At 64.2% G+C, this 19,003-nt stretch carries 19 protein-coding genes; 7 read left to right on the top strand and 12 right to left on the bottom strand.

The features are described from left to right. Positions 1 to 9: 9 nt before the first annotated feature. Together SZ64_RS11905 and SZ64_RS11900 are read left to right on the top strand one after the other, a co-directional pair. Positions 10 to 732 carry a response regulator transcription factor gene (locus SZ64_RS11905; RefSeq protein ID WP_054532230.1) on the top strand — a complete coding sequence of 241 codons (723 nt, stop codon included), beginning with the start codon at positions 10 to 12 and terminating at the stop codon, positions 730 to 732. Continuing rightward, entirely contained in the window at positions 729 to 2,333 is a 1,605-nt protein-coding gene (locus tag SZ64_RS11900; RefSeq protein ID WP_054531019.1) for a HAMP domain-containing sensor histidine kinase, read from the top strand. Before SZ64_RS11905 ends, SZ64_RS11900 begins: the two co-directional genes overlap by 4 nt. Before the next feature lie 85 nt (positions 2,334 to 2,418). Here the strand turns inward: SZ64_RS11900 and ahpF are convergent, their stop codons facing one another. The 3 genes from ahpF to aroC all read right to left on the bottom strand — a co-directional run bounded on the left by ahpF (position 2,419) and on the right by aroC (position 5,910). Next, positions 2,419 to 4,008: an alkyl hydroperoxide reductase subunit F gene (ahpF, locus tag SZ64_RS11895; RefSeq protein WP_054531018.1), complete on the bottom strand. Its 1,590-nt coding sequence runs from the start codon at positions 4,006 to 4,008 to the stop codon at positions 2,419 to 2,421. 107 nt (positions 4,009 to 4,115) lie between these two features. After that, positions 4,116 to 4,682, bottom strand: coding sequence for an alkyl hydroperoxide reductase subunit C (gene ahpC, locus SZ64_RS11890; protein WP_054531017.1), 567 nt, complete (start codon positions 4,680 to 4,682; stop codon positions 4,116 to 4,118). A 163-nt stretch (positions 4,683 to 4,845) separates the two neighbouring features. After that, positions 4,846 to 5,910, bottom strand: coding sequence for a chorismate synthase (gene aroC / locus SZ64_RS11885; protein WP_054531016.1), 1,065 nt, complete (start codon positions 5,908 to 5,910; stop codon positions 4,846 to 4,848). Positions 5,911 to 6,021: 111 nt separating this feature from the next. On the opposite strand from aroC, the gene ruvA reads away from it, so the two are divergent. Then, complete coding sequence (ruvA, locus tag SZ64_RS11880; protein WP_054532229.1) at positions 6,022 to 6,630, top strand: Holliday junction branch migration protein RuvA; 609 nt, start codon at positions 6,022 to 6,024, stop codon at positions 6,628 to 6,630. 47 nt (positions 6,631 to 6,677) lie between these two features. Here ruvA and SZ64_RS18880 read toward each other — a convergent pair whose 3' ends face one another. Continuing rightward, positions 6,678 to 6,980 (bottom strand): hypothetical protein, encoded by a 303-nt coding sequence (locus tag SZ64_RS18880; protein WP_206742911.1) that lies wholly within the window; start codon positions 6,978 to 6,980, stop codon positions 6,678 to 6,680. 403 nt (positions 6,981 to 7,383) lie between these two features. Here SZ64_RS18880 and SZ64_RS11870 point away from each other — a divergent pair, with 403 nt between their 5' ends. Next, positions 7,384 to 7,635, top strand: a complete 252-nt coding sequence (locus SZ64_RS11870; RefSeq protein ID WP_054531014.1) for a type II toxin-antitoxin system ParD family antitoxin — start codon at positions 7,384 to 7,386, stop codon at positions 7,633 to 7,635. Here SZ64_RS11870 and SZ64_RS18945 read toward each other — a convergent pair. Next, positions 7,604 to 7,891 (bottom strand): hypothetical protein, encoded by a 288-nt coding sequence (locus tag SZ64_RS18945; RefSeq protein WP_241773032.1) that lies wholly within the window; start codon positions 7,889 to 7,891, stop codon positions 7,604 to 7,606. The genes SZ64_RS11870 and SZ64_RS18945 overlap by 32 nt on opposite strands. A 29-nt stretch (positions 7,892 to 7,920) precedes the next feature. Here SZ64_RS18945 and ruvB point away from each other — a divergent pair, with 29 nt between their 5' ends. Then, positions 7,921 to 8,952 (top strand): Holliday junction branch migration DNA helicase RuvB, encoded by a 1,032-nt coding sequence (ruvB, locus tag SZ64_RS11860; protein ID WP_054531012.1) that lies wholly within the window; start codon positions 7,921 to 7,923, stop codon positions 8,950 to 8,952. Between the two features lie 363 nt (positions 8,953 to 9,315). Here ruvB and SZ64_RS11855 read toward each other — a convergent pair whose 3' ends face one another. From SZ64_RS11855 to acnA, 6 genes are all read right to left on the bottom strand, one after another. Continuing rightward, entirely contained in the window at positions 9,316 to 9,849 is a 534-nt protein-coding gene (locus tag SZ64_RS11855; protein WP_054531011.1) for a hypothetical protein, read from the bottom strand. 114 nt (positions 9,850 to 9,963) lie between these two features. Further along, positions 9,964 to 10,293: a hypothetical protein gene (locus SZ64_RS11850; RefSeq protein WP_054531010.1), complete on the bottom strand. Its 330-nt coding sequence runs from the start codon at positions 10,291 to 10,293 to the stop codon at positions 9,964 to 9,966. 222 nt (positions 10,294 to 10,515) lie between these two features. Beyond that, entirely contained in the window at positions 10,516 to 11,067 is a 552-nt protein-coding gene (locus tag SZ64_RS11845; protein WP_054531009.1) for a rhodanese-like domain-containing protein, read from the bottom strand. 158 nt (positions 11,068 to 11,225) lie between these two features. Continuing rightward, positions 11,226 to 11,729, bottom strand: a complete 504-nt coding sequence (locus SZ64_RS11840) for a hypothetical protein (RefSeq protein WP_054531008.1) — start codon at positions 11,727 to 11,729, stop codon at positions 11,226 to 11,228. A gap of 16 nt (positions 11,730 to 11,745) precedes the next feature. After that, positions 11,746 to 12,288, bottom strand: a complete 543-nt coding sequence (locus SZ64_RS11835; RefSeq protein ID WP_054531007.1) for a DUF6644 family protein — start codon at positions 12,286 to 12,288, stop codon at positions 11,746 to 11,748. A 450-nt stretch (positions 12,289 to 12,738) separates the two neighbouring features. Continuing rightward, entirely contained in the window at positions 12,739 to 15,411 is a 2,673-nt protein-coding gene (acnA, locus tag SZ64_RS11830) for an aconitate hydratase AcnA (protein WP_054531006.1), read from the bottom strand. A gap of 202 nt (positions 15,412 to 15,613) precedes the next feature. Here acnA and SZ64_RS11825 point away from each other — a divergent pair, with 202 nt between their 5' ends. Then, positions 15,614 to 15,787, top strand: a complete 174-nt coding sequence (locus SZ64_RS11825; RefSeq protein ID WP_156313633.1) for a hypothetical protein — start codon at positions 15,614 to 15,616, stop codon at positions 15,785 to 15,787. Here the strand turns inward: SZ64_RS11825 and SZ64_RS11820 are convergent. Further along, positions 15,784 to 16,680, bottom strand: a complete 897-nt coding sequence (locus SZ64_RS11820) for a DMT family transporter (protein WP_054532228.1) — start codon at positions 16,678 to 16,680, stop codon at positions 15,784 to 15,786. The two genes, SZ64_RS11825 and SZ64_RS11820, sit on opposite strands and share 4 nt — an antisense overlap. 162 nt (positions 16,681 to 16,842) lie before the next feature. Between SZ64_RS11820 and SZ64_RS11815 the strand changes: the two genes are divergently transcribed. Next, positions 16,843 to 18,165: a L,D-transpeptidase family protein gene (locus tag SZ64_RS11815; RefSeq protein WP_156313632.1), complete on the top strand. Its 1,323-nt coding sequence runs from the start codon at positions 16,843 to 16,845 to the stop codon at positions 18,163 to 18,165. The last annotated feature ends 838 nt before the right edge of the window (positions 18,166 to 19,003 follow it).

Below are 19,003 nucleotides of genomic sequence, written 5' to 3'. Positions count from 1 at the left end.
AACGCTGCCATGCCACGAACGGTCCTTCTGGTCGATGATGACCCCCATATCCGCCAGGTGCTCGTCTTCGCCTTCGGCAAGGCAGGCATGGAATCGATCGAGGCGCGGGATGGGGAGGAAGCCCTTGCGCTTGCCGCCGAACATGCGCCGGACCTTATCGTGCTGGACATAAACATGCCGCGCATGGACGGGCTGGAGGTCTGCCGCCGGCTGCGCGGGGAAGGGCAGGTGCCGATCCTGTTCCTGTCATCCCGCGATGACGAGATCGATCGTGTGCTGGGGATCGAGCTTGGCGGTGACGATTACGTGGTGAAGCCCTTCTCCCCGCGCGAAGTGGTCGCGCGGGCCTCGGCGATCCTGCGCCGTTCAGCCGGGCAATCGACACCGGTCGCGGCGGATGCGGCGGCCGGGCTGCTCCGCCACGGGGCGCTGGCGCTCGATGGCAATGCGTGGTCAGCAAGCTGGCAGGGCGGCGAGGTGGAACTGACGGTGACCGAGTTCAACCTGCTGCGCACGCTCGCCGCCACGCCGGGGCGCATCTTTTCTCGCGATCAGCTGATCGACCGGCTGCACGGGCCGGGCTTTGCGATTACCGACCGCACGATCGACAGCCACGTTCGCAATCTGCGCCGCAAATTCGCCGATGCCGGATGCCACGATCTGGTGGAGACCAAGGCGGGCGTCGGATACCGGCTGGGTGCCTGTCTAGGCGGCGAGAGGGCCAGCGGGTGATCGAACGGCTGCGCGCATTGGCGCGGCGCTTCTGGCCGGTCATGCGGCTGCGCTGGGTGTTGTTCGGCACCTTGCTGTTCGTCGCGGCGCTTCCCGGCTTCGCCGCGCTGGGCCTGCGCGTTTATGAAAATGCGCTGGTCCGGCGCACCGAGGCGGAGGTGACCGCGCAGGCGGCGTCCATCGCGGCCATGGCGGCCTTGCTCTGGCCCGGCGCCAGTGCGGCCTCCGCGCCGCCGGTTCAGGCGCAGTCCGGTGCAACTTATGGCGAGCGTTATGAACTGTCGCCGACCGAGATCGACCTGCGCTCATCCCCGGTGCTCCCGTCCCGCCCGCCTGCCTTGCCTGCAAGCGGGCCGCCAGACCTGGAGGCTCAGGCCCTGGCTGCACGGCTTGCCCCGGCGCTGGCGGAAATCAAGCGCACGACACTTGCCTCCATCGTGCTGCTGGATCGCAATGGCATCGTGCTGAACGGGCGGGAGGCGGGGCGTAGCCTTGCTGCCTTGCCGGAACTGCGTGTCGCCTTGTCTGGCAGGCCAGTCACCGTGCTGCGCCATAACGATGCCTATAGCCGTTCCTCGCCGCTCGAATGGGTCAGCCGGGCCACCTCCATTCGGCTGCATCAGGCGCGGCCCATCATGGTCGGTGGCAAGCCTGTTGGCGCTGTGCTGGTTTCGCGCAGCCCGGCGGCGCTGTTTCGCGGGATGTGGGAGGATGCGGGCAAGATCGCGGCGGGGACGCTGGCGATCTTCCTGTTGCTGATTGCTCTTACCTCCATTCTCGCGCGGGCCATCGTGCGCCCGGTCGAGAAATTGAGCGAGGCTGCGCGCTCGCTTGCCTCGGGCGCGCAGGTCGAACCCCGCCGCCCCACGCTGGAAGTGCGCGAGATTCGCAGCCTCTATGACGATTTTGAAGCCATGGCGGCCAGCATTGCCCGCCGGTCCCGCTATCTGCGAGATTTCGCAGCATCGCTCAGCCACGAATTCAAGACGCCGCTTGCCGGGCTGCGGGGCGGGATCGAACTGCTGCAGGATCACGGCGGGAGCATGACGGGGCAGGAGCGGGAGCGTTTCCTTGCCAATATGGCGGGCGATGCAGACCGGCTTTCCCGGCTGGTCAGCCGCCTGATGGAACTGGCGCAGGCCGACATGCGCGGCGGCGATGTGCAGGAACCGGCCAGCCTGGCACCGATCCTTGCGCGGCTGGCAGACGGACTGGCCGGGGCTTCCTTCGCGGTGACGGTGGATGTGCCCCCGGATATGCCTCCGCTGGCGATGGAAGGCGCGGCGCTGGAAACGGTGCTGACCACTTTGATCGAAAATGCCCGGCAGGCAGGGGCATCGCACCTTTCCATCTCGGCCAAAGCGTCAGGTGGAGAAGGGGTCGTGGTCTTGCAGGATGATGGGCCGGGCATCCCCGTCGCGGATCGGGAGCGGATTTTCGACCCGTTCTTCACTTCCAGGCGCGGCGAAGGGGGAACCGGGCTTGGCCTGCCCATTGCGCGCGCGCTGGTGCAGAACAGCCGTGGCTCGCTCGAACTGGCCGAGGGCGGGCAGGGGGCATGCTTCGTGCTGCGGATTCCGGTTTGGGCGGAGCCTTTCTGAACCGTCAGCGAGGCATGGCCGCCAAAGCAAACGGGCGGGAACCTTCCGGTCCCCGCCCGCCTTGCGCATCATCGCTTGAAGGGTGTCAGGCTGCCTCGGCCACGTCTTCCGCCGGAGCTGTGCGGATGATGTAGTCGAAGGCGCTGAGGGCCGCCTTGGCGCCTTCGCCCATCGAGATGATGATCTGCTTGTACGGCACGGTGGTCACATCGCCCGCGGCGAAGATGCCGGGCAGGTTGGTGGCCGCCTTGTCGTCGATCACGATTTCGCCGCGCGGGGAAAGCTCGACGCCCGAATCCTTCAGCCATTCGCTGTTGGGCACCAGCCCGATCTGGACGAACACGCCTTCCAGCTCGACCTTCTTTTCCTCGCCGCTCTCGCGGTCCTTGTAGACAAGGCCGTTCACACGCTCGCCATCACCGGTCACTTCGGTGGTCTGGGCCGAAGTGTGGATGGTGACATTGGGCATGCTGCGCAGCTTGTCCTGCAGCACCTGGTCGGCACGCAGCTGGCTGTCGAATTCGATCAGCGTGACATGGCCCACGATATTGGCCAGATCGATCGCCGCCTCGACGCCGGAATTGCCGCCGCCGATCACTGCCACGCGCTTGCCCTTGAACAGGGGGCCGTCGCAGTGCGGACAATAGGCCACGCCCCGGTTGCGATATTCGAACTCGCCCGGAACGCCCAGATTGCGCCAGCGCGCCCCGGTGGTGAGCACCACCGCACGGGCCTTGAGCGAAGCGCCGTTCTTCAGCACCACTTCGTGATAGCCGCCGGGCACCTTGGCCGGGATCAGCTTTTCGGCCAGTTGCAGGTTCATCACGTCGATATCGTATTCCTTGACGTGAGCCTCCAGCGCGGCGCCCAGCTTCGGCCCTTCGGTGTAGGGCACGGAGATGAAGTTCTCGATCCCCATGGTGTCGAGCACCTGCCCGCCGAAGCGCTCCGCCGCGATGCCGGTGCTGAAACCCTTGCGCGCGGTGTAGATCGCGGCCGAGGCGCCGGCCGGGCCGCCGCCCACCACCAGCACTTCGAACGGCTTCTTGTCGGCAATCTTGGCCGCCGCCTTGGCATCGGCATTGCTGTCGAGCTTGGCGATGATTTCCTCAACGCCCATCTTGCCGCTGGCGAACATTTCCCCGTTGAGGAAGGTCGCGGGCACGGCGAGCACGTTGCGGGCATCCACTTCGGCCTGGAAGGTGCCGCCTTCGATCAGCGTGGCTTTCACGCGCGGATTGGTCAGCGCCATCAGCGTCAGCGCCTGCACCACATCCGGGCAGTTGTGGCAGGAGAGCGAGAAGTACATTTCGAAATTGTAATCGCCGTCCAGCGCCGCGATCTGGTCGAGCACGTCCTGCTCCACCTTTGGCGGGTGGCCACCGGCCCACAGCAGGGCCAGCACCAGCGAGGTGAATTCGTGGCCCATGGGCAGGCCGGCAAAGCGCACCTGACGGCTGGGATCGGAAGCGCGGATGATCGCGAAGCTGGGCTTGCGGGCATCGCTGCCGTCGAAGCTGGCGCTCACCTTGTCGGACAGGGCGGCGATTTCGTTCAGCAATTCGCGGGTCTGGGCGGATTTGGCATCGTCACCAAGCGAGGCGACGAGCTCAATCGGCTCGCGCAGATTCGCAAGGTAGGTCTTGAGCTGCTGCGTCAGATTGGCGTCGAGCATGAGTTGGGTTCCTTTGGGAATTCGGATCTCTTGAAAACAAAAGCGGCCCGGGGCGGAGGGAACGCCCCGAGCCGCTCATGCGTCCCGTTTACACGGGCTCGAGGGTGTTAGATCTTGCCGACGAGGTCGAGCGAGGGAGCCAGCGTTTCGCTGCCTTCTTCCCACTTGGCCGGGCAGACCTGGCCGGGGTGCGAGCGGACATACTGCGCGGCCTTGATCTTGCGGACGAGTTCGACAGCATTGCGGCCCACGCCTTCGCAGGTCACTTCCATCACCTGGATCACGCCATCGGGATCGACCACGAAGGTGCCGCGATCGGCCAGGCCCTGTTCCTCGCGCAGCACGCCGAAGTTCTTCGAGATCGTGTGCAGCTGGTCGCCCAGCATCGGGAACTTGATCTTGCTGATGGCCGGCGAGCTGTCATGCCAGGCCTTGTGGCTGAAATGCGTGTCGGTGGAGACGGCATAGACTTCGACGCCGAGCTTCGAGAGCTCGTCATACTGGTCGGCCATGTCTTCCAGCTCGGTCGGGCACACGAAGGTGAAGTCCGCCGGGTAGAAGAAGAACACCGACCATTTGCCCTTCACGTCGGCGTCGGTGACCTGGAAGAAGTCCTTGCCGGCCTGGAAGGCGGTGGCGTTGAACGGCTTGATTTCGCTGCCGATGATACCCATCAATCTGCTCCGTTTGTCTGGGATGAAACTCAGTGACGCCGAGATAGGGGCGCGCACCTCATCTGCCAAACAAAAGAGTCCGATTGGTTTGATAGAATAAATCAATCACACGAGATTGATCGGAATCATTGATAAGAGGGCGAGGCTGTGCCTGCCCTCCGGATCACCCCACCTGCGCCCTGTGGAGCAGCTTGTGGTCCGCCAGAACCAGCGCCATCATCGCTTCCACTACCGGCACGCCGCGAATGCCCACGCAAGGGTCATGGCGGCCCTTGGTGGCCAGTTGCGTCGCTTCCCCATCGCGCGTGATGGTCGGCTGGGGGATCAGGATCGAGCTGGTGGGCTTGAAGGCCACGCGTACCACCACCGGCTGGCCGGTGGAAATGCCGCCGGCGATGCCGCCTGCATGGTTTGCGTCGAATTCCGGCGAGCCATGGGCGCCGGGGCGCATCGGATCGGCATTTTCCTCGCCGCGCAGGCGCGCCGCGTTGAAGCCTTCGCCGATTTCCACGCCCTTCACCGCATTGATGCCCATCATGGCGGCGGCAAGGTCTGCATCCAGCTTGCCGTAAAGCGGCGCGCCCCAGCCTGCGGGAACGTCCGTGGCCACGCATTCCACCACCGCGCCGAGCGACGATCCGGCAAGCCGTGCATCGTCCACCAGCTTTTCCCAGCGCGCGGCGGCGGCGGGATCGGGGCAGAAGAAGGGATTATTGCGGATTTCGCCCGCGTCGAAGCTCTCGATCCGGTCCCCGCCGATTTCGCTGACATAGGCCAGGATCGTCACTTCCGGGATCGCCAGCCGCGCCACCGCGCCTGCTGCCACGCGCGCCGCGGTTTCGCGCGCGCTGGAACGGCCGCCGCCGCGATAGTCGCGGAAGCCGTATTTTGCGTCATAGGCATAATCGGCATGGCCTGGGCGGTATGCCTTGGCGACTTCCGAATAGTCCTTCGAGCGTTGATCGGTATTCTCGATCATCAGGCTGATCGGCGTGCCGGTGGTCTTGCCCTCGAACACGCCGGACAGGATCTTTACCTCATCGGCCTCACGCCGCTGGGTGGTGAACTTGGACGTGCCCGGCTTGCGCGCATCGAGGAAGGGCTGAATCCACGCCTCGTCCAGCGCCAGCCCCGGAGGGCAGCCGTCAACCACGGCGCCCAGAGCGGGGCCATGGCTTTCCCCCCAGGTGGTGAAGCGGAATACGCGGCCGAAAGTGTTGAAGCTCATGGCATGGGGCTATTGTCGGAAATTCCCAACATGTCCACACCCCGCAAATGCGAGGACGATAAGCAAGCACCGGCACTAGCCATGTGCCCTGGTTTCAGGCAGGAACAAAACATGATTGCGAAGCTACGCGGCCTGCTGGACGAAACCGGAACCGACTGGGCGATAATCGACGTCCAGGGCGTGGGCTATCTCGTCCATTGCTCAGCCAAGACGCTCAGCGCACTGGGAGAGAAGGGCGAGGGCGTCACCATCTTCACCGATCTGCAGGTGAGCGAAAACGACATGCGCCTGCTCGGCTTCGCCACCAGTGCGGAGCGGGACTGGTTCCGGCTGCTGACCCTGGTGCAGGGCGTGGGCAGCAAGGTGGCACTGGCGATCCTCTCGGCACTTTCCATCGAGGAATTGCGCAATGCCTGCGCCAATGGCGATGCCGCACAGGTCGCACGCGCCAATGGCGTGGGGCCGAAACTGGCGGGCCGCATCGTCAATGAACTGAAGGACAAGGCGGGCGGAATGCCCGGCGGCTCGGGCGGCGTCACGCTGGGCGTGGTTGCGGCTCCGGCCGGTTCGGTGAGCGCGGACGCGGTTTCGGCCTTGCAGAACCTTGGGTTCAAGCCCGCCGTGGCAGCCAGCGCGGTTGCCCATGCGGTGGGCGAACTGGGCGAGGGTGCCGGGCTGAACGATCTGGTGCGCGTTGCGTTGAAGAGGGCGGCGGGGTGATGGTGCAATGTGCTTTTCAATTTCTGTCCATCGGAATTGCCTGTGGTTCACTTCTGATAGGAAGTGCCGCTCATGCGGAGGCATTTGATCTCGAATGCGCAATGGTCGATGAGAATGGCCAGGTTCGGCGCGGAGTTGATCCTCGCCATTTCCAGATCGACCCGGCCACTGGCCGATGGTGCGAGCAGCAGTGCTCGACTGTCGAATTGATTGTCAGGACAGATGAGGCCGGAATTGTGCTCGGGGACGTGGAGGATCGAGGGCTGGGGGACAAGCTCCTCATCTATGATCTTGGAAACATGCAGATCAGTGATCGGCGCGGGATCGGGACGGATTTCGAGGATGAGCATGTCTTCTCCTGTTCGACGGAAGAGTTTGGTGAATTCAGACCTTACCTCGCCGCTAGAGCCACGGTCGGACAAGTGAAGCTGGCCGAGTTGTTTACTCCATCCAAACGGCCCAAGGGGATGCCACGGCCCAAGCAATCCGGGCGAGTAGGTTTCAAAATTGTAGTGAGCAGGGAGGGCGATATCGCAGGCTGTGATGTCGCAGAGAGCAGCGGTATTGAGGAACTGGATCAGTATACCTGCGGGCTGCTGATGGTCTCTGGGTTGAAATTCAAGCCCGCGAGAGATCGCGCAGGCAACCCGATTGAGGGCAGCTATTCGCACACGGTCGTGTATGCGGGCTAGTACGGGAAAGCCTGTTCCCTCGCCGCTTGGAACGGCCCGCGAAAGGACATATAGTCAGGCCATGGGCGAATTGAGCTTCGACTTTCCCCCCGAGCTTCGGCGATGGATCGACATGCGGCTGGCCGAAGGGCGCTATGCCGATGCGGCGGATTATGTCCGCGATCTCGTCCGGCGCGATCAGGAGGCGGCGGAGGAGGAGGCCGAATGGCTGCGCGCGATGATCGACGAGGGGCTTGCCTCTGGCGTCGTCGATGCGGATCCGAAGGATGTGATCGAGCAGATCATTGCCCAGCGGCGCGCTGGGCGTGGTTGAGCTGAGACTGTCGGTTGCTGCCCGCGCCGATCTTGCCTCCATCGACGAATATGGCGCGCGCCAATTTGGCGACGATGTGGCCGATGCCTATTCCCGCAGCTTTGCCAAAGCGTTTGACCTGCTTTGCGGGCACCCGGAACTTGGTGAGGCAAGGCCGAGGCTGGGAATAGGTATGCGGTGTCTGATTCACCGGCGTCATAGGATTTTCTACCGGCTGGATGAGGGTGGCCTGCTTGTCGTGCGCATCCTTCATCATGCTCAGGACAGCCGCAGGCATTTGAGGCGATGACCACTAACCCAACCCTCTCCCCCCAGCGCCAGCCGGAGGATCAGGACGCGGCGCTGCGGCCCAAGTCGCTTGCCGAATTCATCGGGCAGGAGGCGGCGCGGGATAATCTGCGGGTGTTCATCGAAAGCGCGAAGTCGCGCCGGGAGGCGATGGACCATGTGCTGTTCCATGGCCCGCCGGGCCTCGGCAAGACCACGCTGGCGCAGATCGTGGCCAAGGAACTTGGCGTGGGCTTTCGCGCCACCAGCGGACCGGTCATCGCCAAGTCCGGCGATCTGGCCGCGCTGCTGACCAATCTTGAACCAGGCGATGTGCTGTTCATCGACGAGATCCATCGCCTCAATCCGGTGGTGGAGGAAGTGCTCTATCCCGCGATGGAAGATCGCGCGCTGGACCTGATCATTGGCGAGGGGCCGTCTGCCCGTTCCGTGCGGATCGACCTTGCGCCTTTCACCCTGATCGGCGCGACCACGCGGCAGGGCCTGCTGACTACGCCTTTGCGGGACCGGTTCGGCATCCCGGTGCGGCTGCAATTCTACACCGAGGCGGAGCTGGAACTGGTCGTGCGCCGGGGCGCGAAGCTGCTTTCGGTGGAAATGGACAGCGAAGGCGCGCGCGAGATCGCCCGGCGCGCACGCGGCACGCCGCGTGTGGCGGGGCGCCTGCTGCGGCGGGTGCGCGATTTCGCCCATGTGCTCGGCTCGCCCGTGGTGACCGCCAAGGTCGCGGACGAGGCGCTGACCCGGCTGGAAGTGGATGCGCTGGGGCTGGACGCAATGGATCGGCGCTATCTCACCATGATCGCGGATATCTACAAGGGCGGCCCGGTGGGCGTCGAAACGCTGGCCGCAGGCCTCGCCGAACCACGCGATACGGTGGAGGAAGTGGTGGAGCCTTACCTGATCCAGCTGGGCCTGCTTGCCCGTACGGCACGCGGGCGTGTGCTCAATGATCGGGGCTGGGCGCATTTGGGAATCACTCCCCCGGCGGGCGGGGTGCAAGGGGGCCTGTTCGGCGCCGGCAAGTAAACCGGTGCGGCAACTATCCTGCCGAAAGTGTTAACCTTTTCCGCAACTGTGGAATGGCTTTCGGTCCCATAGTGGGACATCTTGCCGTGCAGGCCGGCTTCTGTCCCAAAATAATCGCCTTTCGCGCGGGAAAACACGGTTAACGTGATTGCCCGTTAATAGGTGGTCTGCCCTGTTGCGCAGATCAGGGAGGTGAAAGGGGGAGTCGTACCCGCGGCTCAAGCCTTCCCTGAAGCGAACAGGATTTGAGACCATGTCGGTAAGAATGGCCCTCGCGAAATTGTCTGCTGCCGCTGCTGGCGGCGCGCTGCTTGGCGGCGGTGCGGTGCATGTCGCCGAGCCGCAGGCCGCGAATGTCACCACTTACAAGTCGGTGAAGGCAGTCAAGACGGCTCCGAAATACGTGAAGCAGAAGCCCGCCAAGCGCGTTGCGGAAAAGCCGCGCGTGGTGAAGCGCATCCGCCGCGTGATCGAGGACGATTGCAGCCAGGGCGGCCCCGACTGCACCCCGCAGATCGCCATGATGCCGGTTCCGCTGCCGCAGCCCCTTCCGGCGCTTCCGCCGGTAAGCGGGTCGAGCGGCGGCGGTGTTACCGTGATCGGCGGCTCGGGTGGGTTCGGCGGTTTCGGCGGCGGCTTCTTCGGGGGCTTCTTCGGCGGCGGCTCTTCCGGCGGCAGCGTGGTGGTGACCTCCACTACTACCAGCGGTGGCTCTACCAGCACGTCGAGCGGGGGCAGCTCCACCTCTACGGGTGGCAGTTCAACCTCAACCGGAGGTAGCTCCACGTCCACCGGCGGCAGCTCCACCAGCACCAGCGGCGGTTCGACCTCGACCTCCACCGGGGGGCTGAGCAGCACCACCACTACCAGTTCGGGCGGTATCACCAGCACGACCACCAGCAGCTCCGGCGGTTCGTCTTCCTCCAGCTCGTCCAGTTCTTCGTCGTCGTCCTCGTCCAGCTCTTCCAGTTCGTCGAGCTCTTCGGGTTCCAGCGGCGGCTCCAGCTCGGGTTACCCTTGCCACAAGCATTGCGGCAGTTCGAACGGCTCCAGCGGGTCGAGCGGCTCCAGCTCGGGCAGTTCGTCCGGGTCTTCGAGCGGGTCGAGCTCCGGCAGTTCCTCGGGTTCCTCCAGCGGTTCCAGCTCGGGTAGCTCGTCTTCCAGCTCTTCGGGTTCGTCCTCGGGCAGCAGCTCCACCAGCACCAGCTCGGGCAATATCAGCAGCAGCACTTCGTCGAGCTCGACCTCGTCCTCGACCAGCAGCTCCACCAGTTCCTCGACCTCGTCGAGCACGTCTGGCTCCACCAGCGGTTCGACCAGCACCAGCACGAGCAGCGGCACTCAGGTGCCTGCCCCGCCGATGCTGCTGCTGTTCGGCGCAGGCGCTGCTGCGGTGTTCGGCCGGCGTCGTTTCGGCAAGGACAAGAACAAGGAAAAGCGCGCCGCCTGAGGGCTGCGCGTTCGAGCCCAGTCTTCGGGTCGCCCTCTTCGGAGGCAGGGCAAACATCCGGGGGGATGCAGGGGCGGTCCGCAAGGGCCGCCCCTACCTGTTCGGGGTCCGGCTCAGTCGCGCGTGGCAATGCCATTCGCGGCCAGCGGCGTGGAAACCCATGGGACATCCGCCGTTTCCAGCAGGTCCGCCAGTTCCCACACATTGGTGTAGCCATAACCGTGCAGGTTGATGAAGGTCGGGATGTTCAGCGCCAGCGGTGGGCGCTTGGCCGGTACGGGCGGGCGGTTATCGGTGAAATTGTTGTTGCAATAGATATAGATCGGCCGGGTCCGGTCCGGCCCAATGGCGGCCGCTAGTGCCTCATCCGTGAAGTCGGAGAAGGGCAGGTTCACTGCCCCTTCGATATGGCCGCGGGCAAAGGCTGCGGGGGATCGGGAATCGAGCAGCAAGGCCCCTTCCTGTGCGATGCGCTGCAAAAACTCTTCCCAAGGCAAGAGGTGGGCCTGACGGATCGCGGCCAGATCGCCGGTCAGTTGGACGAACCCGTCATAGTCGACCTGGGGGTTGGTCTGGGGGATTGCAGGCTCGCTCGCTGCGGCCGGGGCGGCCAGCAGAGCGCCCAGCACAATGGGGGCCAGCATGGCAATCGGCAGGCGGGGCATTGGCAGTCTCCCAATCGTCGGATTGGAAAGGAGCCTGCCTGCCGTGTGCTAAATCCGCGCTGAACAGAAAAAAGCCGGCCCGGTGCGGCCTACTGCACCGGGCCGGCCCTTTCGGCGAGTTGGGCGCTCGCCGGGGTGACCTCGTTGGCCTTTGGCGCTTAGTAATAGACGCCCAGGGTGAAGCCGATCACGCGCCCGCAGAAGGGGATGATCAGCCAGATGCCGAGCGACAGCGCGCCCGAAAGCTTGGCCGCGCCGGGAATGGTCCCGCCGGGCTGGCCCCATTCATCCACGCCCTTGGAAATGACGCGGTGGAAGATCGCCATGTTGACGCCGGCCACGGCCATCAGGCCCATCTTCCAGAGGAAATAGGGGTTGGCCATGTAAGTGGTGGCCTTGCTGACGAACAGCAGCAGGCCGGTGACCACGGCCACCGAGAAGCCGATCCAGGTGACGGGGATCGTGTCGTTTTCCACCGCCTTCACGCTGCGATTCTTCGACGTGATGCCCAGCAGGCGCATGTCCATGATGGCGATGGCGCCGATAACGGTGACCAGCGCGAAGACGTGAATGGTCTCGATGGTCGGGAACATCCATTCATTGCTGGCGATGGTAGTGCCGATGCCCGACTGTTCGAGGCTGGCCCAGATAGAATTTGCCATTGTTGTTTCTCCCCCCTCAAACCGGCGCGTAGGCGATCCAGCGACCACCGACCATGACGAGCATCCACAGCACGATCAGCGCGACGGCCCCGGCCTTGATCGAACCCTGGCCGTCCGGCGTGACGTCCCACTTGTCCATCCGGCCGCGCACGGCCGCCTGGTACCAGAAGCTGACGACGATGGTGACCAGCAGGGCGCCCATCTTGATCCAGAAGATCGGGTTGACCATGTTGCGGACCGGTTCGCTGATCAGCAGGATGATGCCCGTGGTGATCAGCACCAGTGCGCCGCCCTTGATCCAGGGCTGATAGCGATTGAATATCTGCGGCAGGGTCTGGTCCTTGCCGCTAACGCCCAGAACCCTGAGGTTGAGCATCAGCGTGGAGCCGAACAGCACCGCGATTGCGAGGATGTGCAGGGTCTGGAAGCTCGGAATCGCCAGGAAGTGGCTCTGCAGCCAAAGTGCGAAGGGCCAGTCGGAGACCCAGAGCGAGAATTCGACGATTGGCGTCTGTCTGATCGCCTCCGTCATCTGGAATAGAAATTCGCCAATCGACATGGGTTACAACCTCCCCTGTATCCGGCAGGCGCATGGCGGCGCGACCCTGTCCGGTTGTTCCTGTCACTCAAGCTCCGCGAGTCCTTTTGGGCTTCGCGGCGCTCGTCCCATCCAAGCCTTCCTGATGGCTTAGTTGACTTCGTCCGCCATTGACCTGGATCAACTGGGCTGACGTGAACCTGAAAGGGACAGGGGGAACCGGGGCGGGAACAAACCGCCGTTGAGGTCGGGCTGGCGTTGATTGCCTCGTCATTGCGAGGGGCTGAAGGTCCCGCGGCAATCCAGGGCGAAACGTGCCGTGCTCTGGATTGCCGCGCGGCTGCGCCGCTCGCAATGACGGGAAGGGACCGAGGCGGTCACGCTCCAACGAAAAAGGCCCCGCATCGCTGCGGGGCCTGTTCGATTTCGGCAGTGCCGGACAGGGGCCGGACTGTGCCGTACTGGCGCGGATCAGGCGGCCAGCTTGCGCAGCACATATTGCAGGATGCCGCCATTCATGAAGTATTCCACTTCATTGGCGGTATCGATGCGGCACAGGGCCGTGAAGGTGAAGGTCGAGCCGTCGGCGCGGGTCACTTCTACTTCCACGTCCTGACGCGGCTTGAGATCGGCCACGCCCTTGATGGTGAAGGCGCAATCGGCGTCGAGGCCCAGCGAAGTGCGGGTATCGCCTTCCTTGAACTGCAGCGGCAGCACGCCCATGCCGACGAGGTTGGAGCGGTGGATACGCTCGAAGCTTTCCACGATCACCGCGCGCACGCCCAGCAGGTTGGTGCCCTTGGCGGCCCAGTCACGGCTGGAGCCGGTGCCATATTCCTTGCCCGCGACGACGACCATCGGAGTGCCGGCGGCCTTGTGCTTCATCGCCACGTCGTAGACCGGCAGCACTTCCTCGCCATAGCGGCTCATGCCGCCTTCGATGCCGGGGACCATTTCGTTCTTGATGCGGATATTGGCGAAAGTGCCGCGCATCATCACTTCGTGGTGGCCACGGCGCGCGCCGTAGGAATTGAAGTCCGCCTTGGCGACCTGATGTTCCATCAGCCATGCGCCGGCCGGGCTGTCTGCCTTGATCGAGCCTGCCGGGCTGATGTGATCGGTGGTGATCGAATCGCCCAGGATCAGCAGCGGCTTGGCTTCCACGATGTCGGAAACCGGGGCCGGGGTCATGGTCATGCCTTCGAAGTAAGGCGGGTTGGCAATGTAGGTGGAGCCTGCACGCCAGGAATAGGTTTCCGAACCGGCTACGTCGATGGCCTGCCAGTGCTTGTCGCCCTTGTAGACGTCGGCATAGCGGGCCTGGAACATGGCGCGGTCCATGCAGCTGGCCATCGTGTCGTAGACTTCGTGGTTGGTCGGCCAGATGTCCTTGAGGAACACTTCCTTGCCGTCCTTGCTGGTGCCGATCGGGGTGGTGACGAAGTCTTCCACCACGGTGCCCTTCAGGGCGTAGGCCACCACCAGCGGGGGCGAAGCGAGGAAGTTGGCGCGCACGTCGGGGCTGACGCGGCCTTCGAAGTTGCGGTTGCCCGAGATCACGGCAGCGGCGACCAGGCCGTTTTCGTTGATCGCCTTGCTGATCGGTTCGGCCAGCGGGCCGGAATTGCCGATGCAGGTGGTGCAGCCATAGCCGACCAGGTTGAAGCCGATATTGTCGAGGTGGGGCTGCAGGCCTGCCTTGTTGAGATAGTCCGTCACCACCTGCGAGCCGGGGGCCAGTGAGGTTTTGACCCAGGGCTTGGGCTTGAGGCCGAATTCATCGGCCTTCTTGGCGACGAGGCCGGCGGCAACCAGCACGCCCGGGTTCGAGGTGTTGGTGCAGCTGGTGATCGCGGCGATCATCACGTCGCCATCGCCCACGTCGAAATCCTTGCCTTCCACCGGAACGCGCGTCTGCGCCTTCTTGTAGGTTTCGGCCATGTCCTTGTTGAACACGTCGTCCACTTCGGGAAGCGCCACCCAGTCCTGCGGACGCTTCGGACCGGCGAGCGAGGGCACAACGGTCGACAGGTCGAGTTCGAGAGTGGAGGTGAACACCGGATCGGCAGCGCCCGGTTCCATCCAGAAGCCCTGTTCCTTGGCATAGGCTTCCACCAGCGCGATCTGTTCTTCTTCGCGGCCGGTCAGGCGCAGATAGTCCAGCGTCTTGTCGTCAATGCCGAAGAAGCCGCAGGTGGCGCCATATTCCGGCGCCATGTTGGCCAGCGTCGCACGGTCGGCCAGCGTCAGCGAAGCGAGGCCCGGGCCGTAATATTCGACGAAGCGGCCAACCACGCCATGCTTGCGCAGCATGGAGGTGCAGGTCAGCACGAGGTCGGTCGCGGTCACGCCTTCCTTGAGTTCGCCGGTGAACTTGAAGCCGACCACTTCGGGGATCAGCATGGAAACCGGCTGGCCCAGCATCGCGGCTTCCGCTTCGATGCCGCCCACGCCCCAGCCCAGTACGCCCAGGCCGTTGACCATGGTGGTGTGGCTGTCCGTGCCGACGCAGGTATCGAAATAGGCGACTGTCTCGCCGTTCTGGTCCACGCTGGTCCACACCGACTTGGCGATGTTTTCCAGGTTCACCTGATGGCAGATGCCGGTGCCCGGAGGCACGGCGTAGAAATTGTTGAGCGACTTGGAACCCCACTTGAGGAAGTCATAGCGTTCCATATTGCGCTGATATTCGATCTCCACGTTCTCTTCGAACGCCTTGGGATGGCCGAATTCGTCCACCATCACCGAGTGGTCGATGACGAGGTTCACGGGAACCAGCGGGTTGATCTTGCTGGTGTCGCCGCCCAGCTTCGCGATCGCGTCGCGCATGGCGGCCAGATCGACCACGCAGGGAACGCCGGTGAAATCCTGCAGCAGCACGCGGGCCGGGCGATACTGGATTTCAGCGCCGGTGACGGGGTTCTTCTGCCAGTCGGCAATGGCCTGAATGTCATCGGTGGAAACGGTGAAGCCGCCGTCCTCGAAGCGCAGCAGGTTTTCCAGCAGCACCTTCATCGAGAAGGGCAGTCGGCTGACGTCGCCGATCTTCTCCGCCGCCTTCTTGAGGGAGTAATAGGCATAATCCTTGCCTCCCACATTGAGGGTGCTGCGGGTGCCGAGCGAGTTCTTGCCGACCTGGGTCATCTGTTGCGCCGTCCTCTTGTTTCCGAATTGCGGAGCCCGCCCGGCGCTGCAGGTGCGAAGGGCGGGGAGTCGCCCGGCACCTGCGCGTTTTGCCCCGGAAGGTCAAGGGTTCGGCCCTTCAAATAGCGCGCCGGGAAAGCGCTTTTTCATGGCCTGTGGCGAATCGTTGGCGCCGTGCAACAGCCACGCTATCGGGCGTGGCATGCCTGGACAGGGAAACTCGAATCGCGGCGTGGAGCCGCTGCGCGTGCTGGCGATGGCCGTGGCACTGGTGCTGGCCGCCTGTGCGGGTGCGGGGCTTGGTTTCCTGCTCGATCTGTTCAGCGCGGAAGAGCCTGCCGCGCAGGCCAGTCAGGCCGCTGACGAGGCCGCCTAAAGCGCGGTCTGCTCCGTCCGCTTCCTTGGCGCGGCGATCCAGCACCCGGCCACGATCAGCACCGCGCCCAGCACGGTGGGCAGGGTCACTTTCTCGCCAAAGGCGATCCAGCCGAACAGGGCTGCCCACAGGAAGGCGGTATATTCGAACGGCACCAGCGCCTGCGTTTCCGCCCGGCCATAGGCCCAGCTGCCCAGCATCAGCGCAATCACCGCCATCAGCGCGCTGACGCCCAGGCTGATCCAGCTTTCCGCGTCAGGCATCACCAGCAGCCAGGGCGCGGCGAAAGACAGGACAAGGGCCGCCACAAGGCTCTGGAACAGGGCCACTTCGGCGGGTTTGGACAGCAATGCCTGCTGGCGTTGCAGCACCAGGTTCCAGGCATAGAGGCAGGCAGAAACCAGCACGGCGGCCACGCCCAGCGAAGCCTCGGGATGGGCATTGGCCTCGCCCGTGCGGCCCACCGCGATCACCAGCACGCCCACCAGCCCCAGCACGGAAGCGCCGATGGCCTGTTTGCCGACCTTCTCCTTCAGCAGCAGTGCGGCCAGGAACAGGGCGATCAGCGGGGCGATGAAGGAAATGGCAATGGCTTCGGCCAGCGGCAGGCGGATGAGGCCATAGAAGAAGGTGGTTGCAACGCCTGCGGAAACCGTACCGCGCATCAGGTGCAGCTTTATCTGCGGCCAGCCCGGCCGGTGCGCCCCTTCGCGCAGCCACATCGGCAGGACGATTGCCGCGCCCAGCGCATTGCGCCAGAATGTGGCGCTATAGGCCCCCAGCGCCAGCGAGGCGAATTTCATTGCCCCGTCCATCACCGAATAAAAGGCGATGGAAACGGCGATCGCCACGAAGGGCGCCAGCGAATGGCGGTGGGGATCGGTGTGGCTCATGGGCGGGCGCATAGGCGGGCGCCGGGCCGCCGTCACGCCGAATTGCGGTTCAGATTACAGACAGCGCTTTTGTTGGAAGCGTGAGTGAAATATTATGAAACATGTCCGAACCGGGTTCGGACCACTGACAGGGCTAGGTTTCAGATGACGGTTTCGATGCGCATGCGTGTTCTTCTGGGTGTTGCGGTTGTGGCGGTTCCGGCTGCCGTCGCCGCTCAGCCTGGCGCAGGCGATGCCGCATCTGCCGCTCAACCCGCCGTGCAGCCTCTGCCTGTCGTCCCGCCCCAGCCGGAACTGCTGTCCGATGCCGATGCCCCGATGCAGTGGAGCAAGGCCGATGCCGACGCGCTGCTCTCGCTGATCGAAGGGATCGGATCGGAAGGGCTGTTCTCCTCCGATTACCAGATGCAGGGCCTTGCCGCCGCCATTGCCGAGGGCGAAGGCGATGCGCTGAACGAACAGGCCACCCGCAGCTTTTCCTGGCTGATCGAGGATCTGCGCGACGGGCGCACCCCGATGGAAGCGCGCAAGCAGTGGTTCGTGGTCGATCCCGATCCCGATGTGCTGCCCACGCGCAATGTCATGGCCGAGGCGCTGACCAGCGGTGACATTGCCGGCGTAGTGGCCAAGCTGGCCCCCAGTGTGCCCGATTATGCCGCGCTGAAGCAGGCACTGGCCGAGACGCCAAAGGCCAACAAGGCGCGCATCGCCCTGATCCGCGCCAATATGGATCGCTGGCGCTGGCTGGCGAAGGATCTCGGCTCGCAATATCTGCTCACCAACGTGCCGGAATATCAATTGCGGCTGACGGTGAACAACAAGATCATCCGTACCTATCGCACCATCGTGGGCAAGCCCGGCCGCACGGCCACGCCGCAGCTGGCCGAAGTGGTGGAAGGCGTGATCTTCAACCCCACCTGGACCGTGCCGCAAAGCATCGTGAAGGGCGAAGGGCTGGGCGCACGCCTGCTGGCCAACCCGGCATCGGCCCGTGCGCAGGGCTATGCAGTGACCAAGGGCGCCAATGGCTTCGTCAATGTGGTGCAGCAGCCGGGGCCGACCAATTCGCTCGGCCTGATGAAGCTCGACATGCCGAACGAACACGCGATCTTCCTGCACGATACCCCCTCGCGCCACCTGTTCGACAAGGAAGACCGCGCGCTCAGCCACGGCTGCATCCGCACCGAAGGGGCGCAGGTTCTGGCCATCACCATGGCGATGCTGGGCAAGGGCGCGACGAAGGAAGAGGCCGCGGCCATTTCCGCCTCGGGCAAATATACCAAGGTGCCGCTGCAGAAGACCTTCCCGGTCTACATCACCTATTTCACCATGGGCCGCGACATCAACGGCCAGCTGACCACCTTCAACGACATCTACGGCCGCGACGCGCCCGTGCTGGCCAGCTTCGACCAGCCCCGTGTCTCCAACCGTGCCCGCAAGACGGACGAGGAAGTGGTGGAGATCGTGGACGATCTGCAGATCTGATCTGCGGCCCACTTCCGGATTTCCGGGTAAATTCCTCCAACTTCCGCCCATCCTGAGCCTGTCGAAGGATACGCGGAACATTTGCCCAGCCGGACCCGCACAGGGACCAAGTCCAACACGCATCCCGTGCCCTTCGACAAGCTCAGGATGAGCGGGTGTTGCGTGATTGGGCGCTCCCCCTAATTCGTCATTCCCGCGAAGGCGGGAATCCAGCGGCAACCGTCGAACTGGATCCCCGCCTTCGCGGGGATGACGAAGGGTAGGATCGGGCAGCTACGCAAATCCATCCGGCGGCGAACCCGGACCTTTGGCCATCATAGTGCAAACAAACCAATCGCGCGGCCGGCACGGCGTCAGGAATGGCGCGTGCAGGGAGCGGGCGGAAGGATAGCGAAGGGCCGGGGGCATCCACCATGCACCTGGCTCAACCCGATCGGTGACCGGCCGGAAAAGGCGCCCGCGGGCTCGCAGCCGGGCATCCCTTTCTCGCGGGTGATGATCCCGCGCCACTGGCGGTTCTGCGTGCACGCCCCGGATGGCCTGCCCGCAAGAGGGGGCAGGATCGGGGGCGGCCGGTGAATCCGCACATCCGGTAACCGCATCTGGCGCAAGCGGCTTTGCCAAGGGGTGACGCCCCCAAACAGACACACACCCGCACCGGCCGCGTTGTTCAAAGCGAACAAGGGAGGAAAGGCAGTCGACATGCCGCCCTCCGGATTGGAGGCTTGCAACGTGCTATTGCTGCAAGGTGCGGGGTATATAACCGCAACGGTTAGTAATGTCAATTGAAATCGCCAAATGCGCCTGCATCACCTCGCATGTCACCCCGGATTTATTC

This window comes from Erythrobacter sp. SG61-1L (assembly GCF_001305965.1).
Classification (GTDB): Bacteria; Pseudomonadota; Alphaproteobacteria; order Sphingomonadales; family Sphingomonadaceae; genus Andeanibacterium.
Note: the sequence above shows the minus strand (reverse complement) of the source record. Positions and strands in the feature narration are given on the sequence as shown.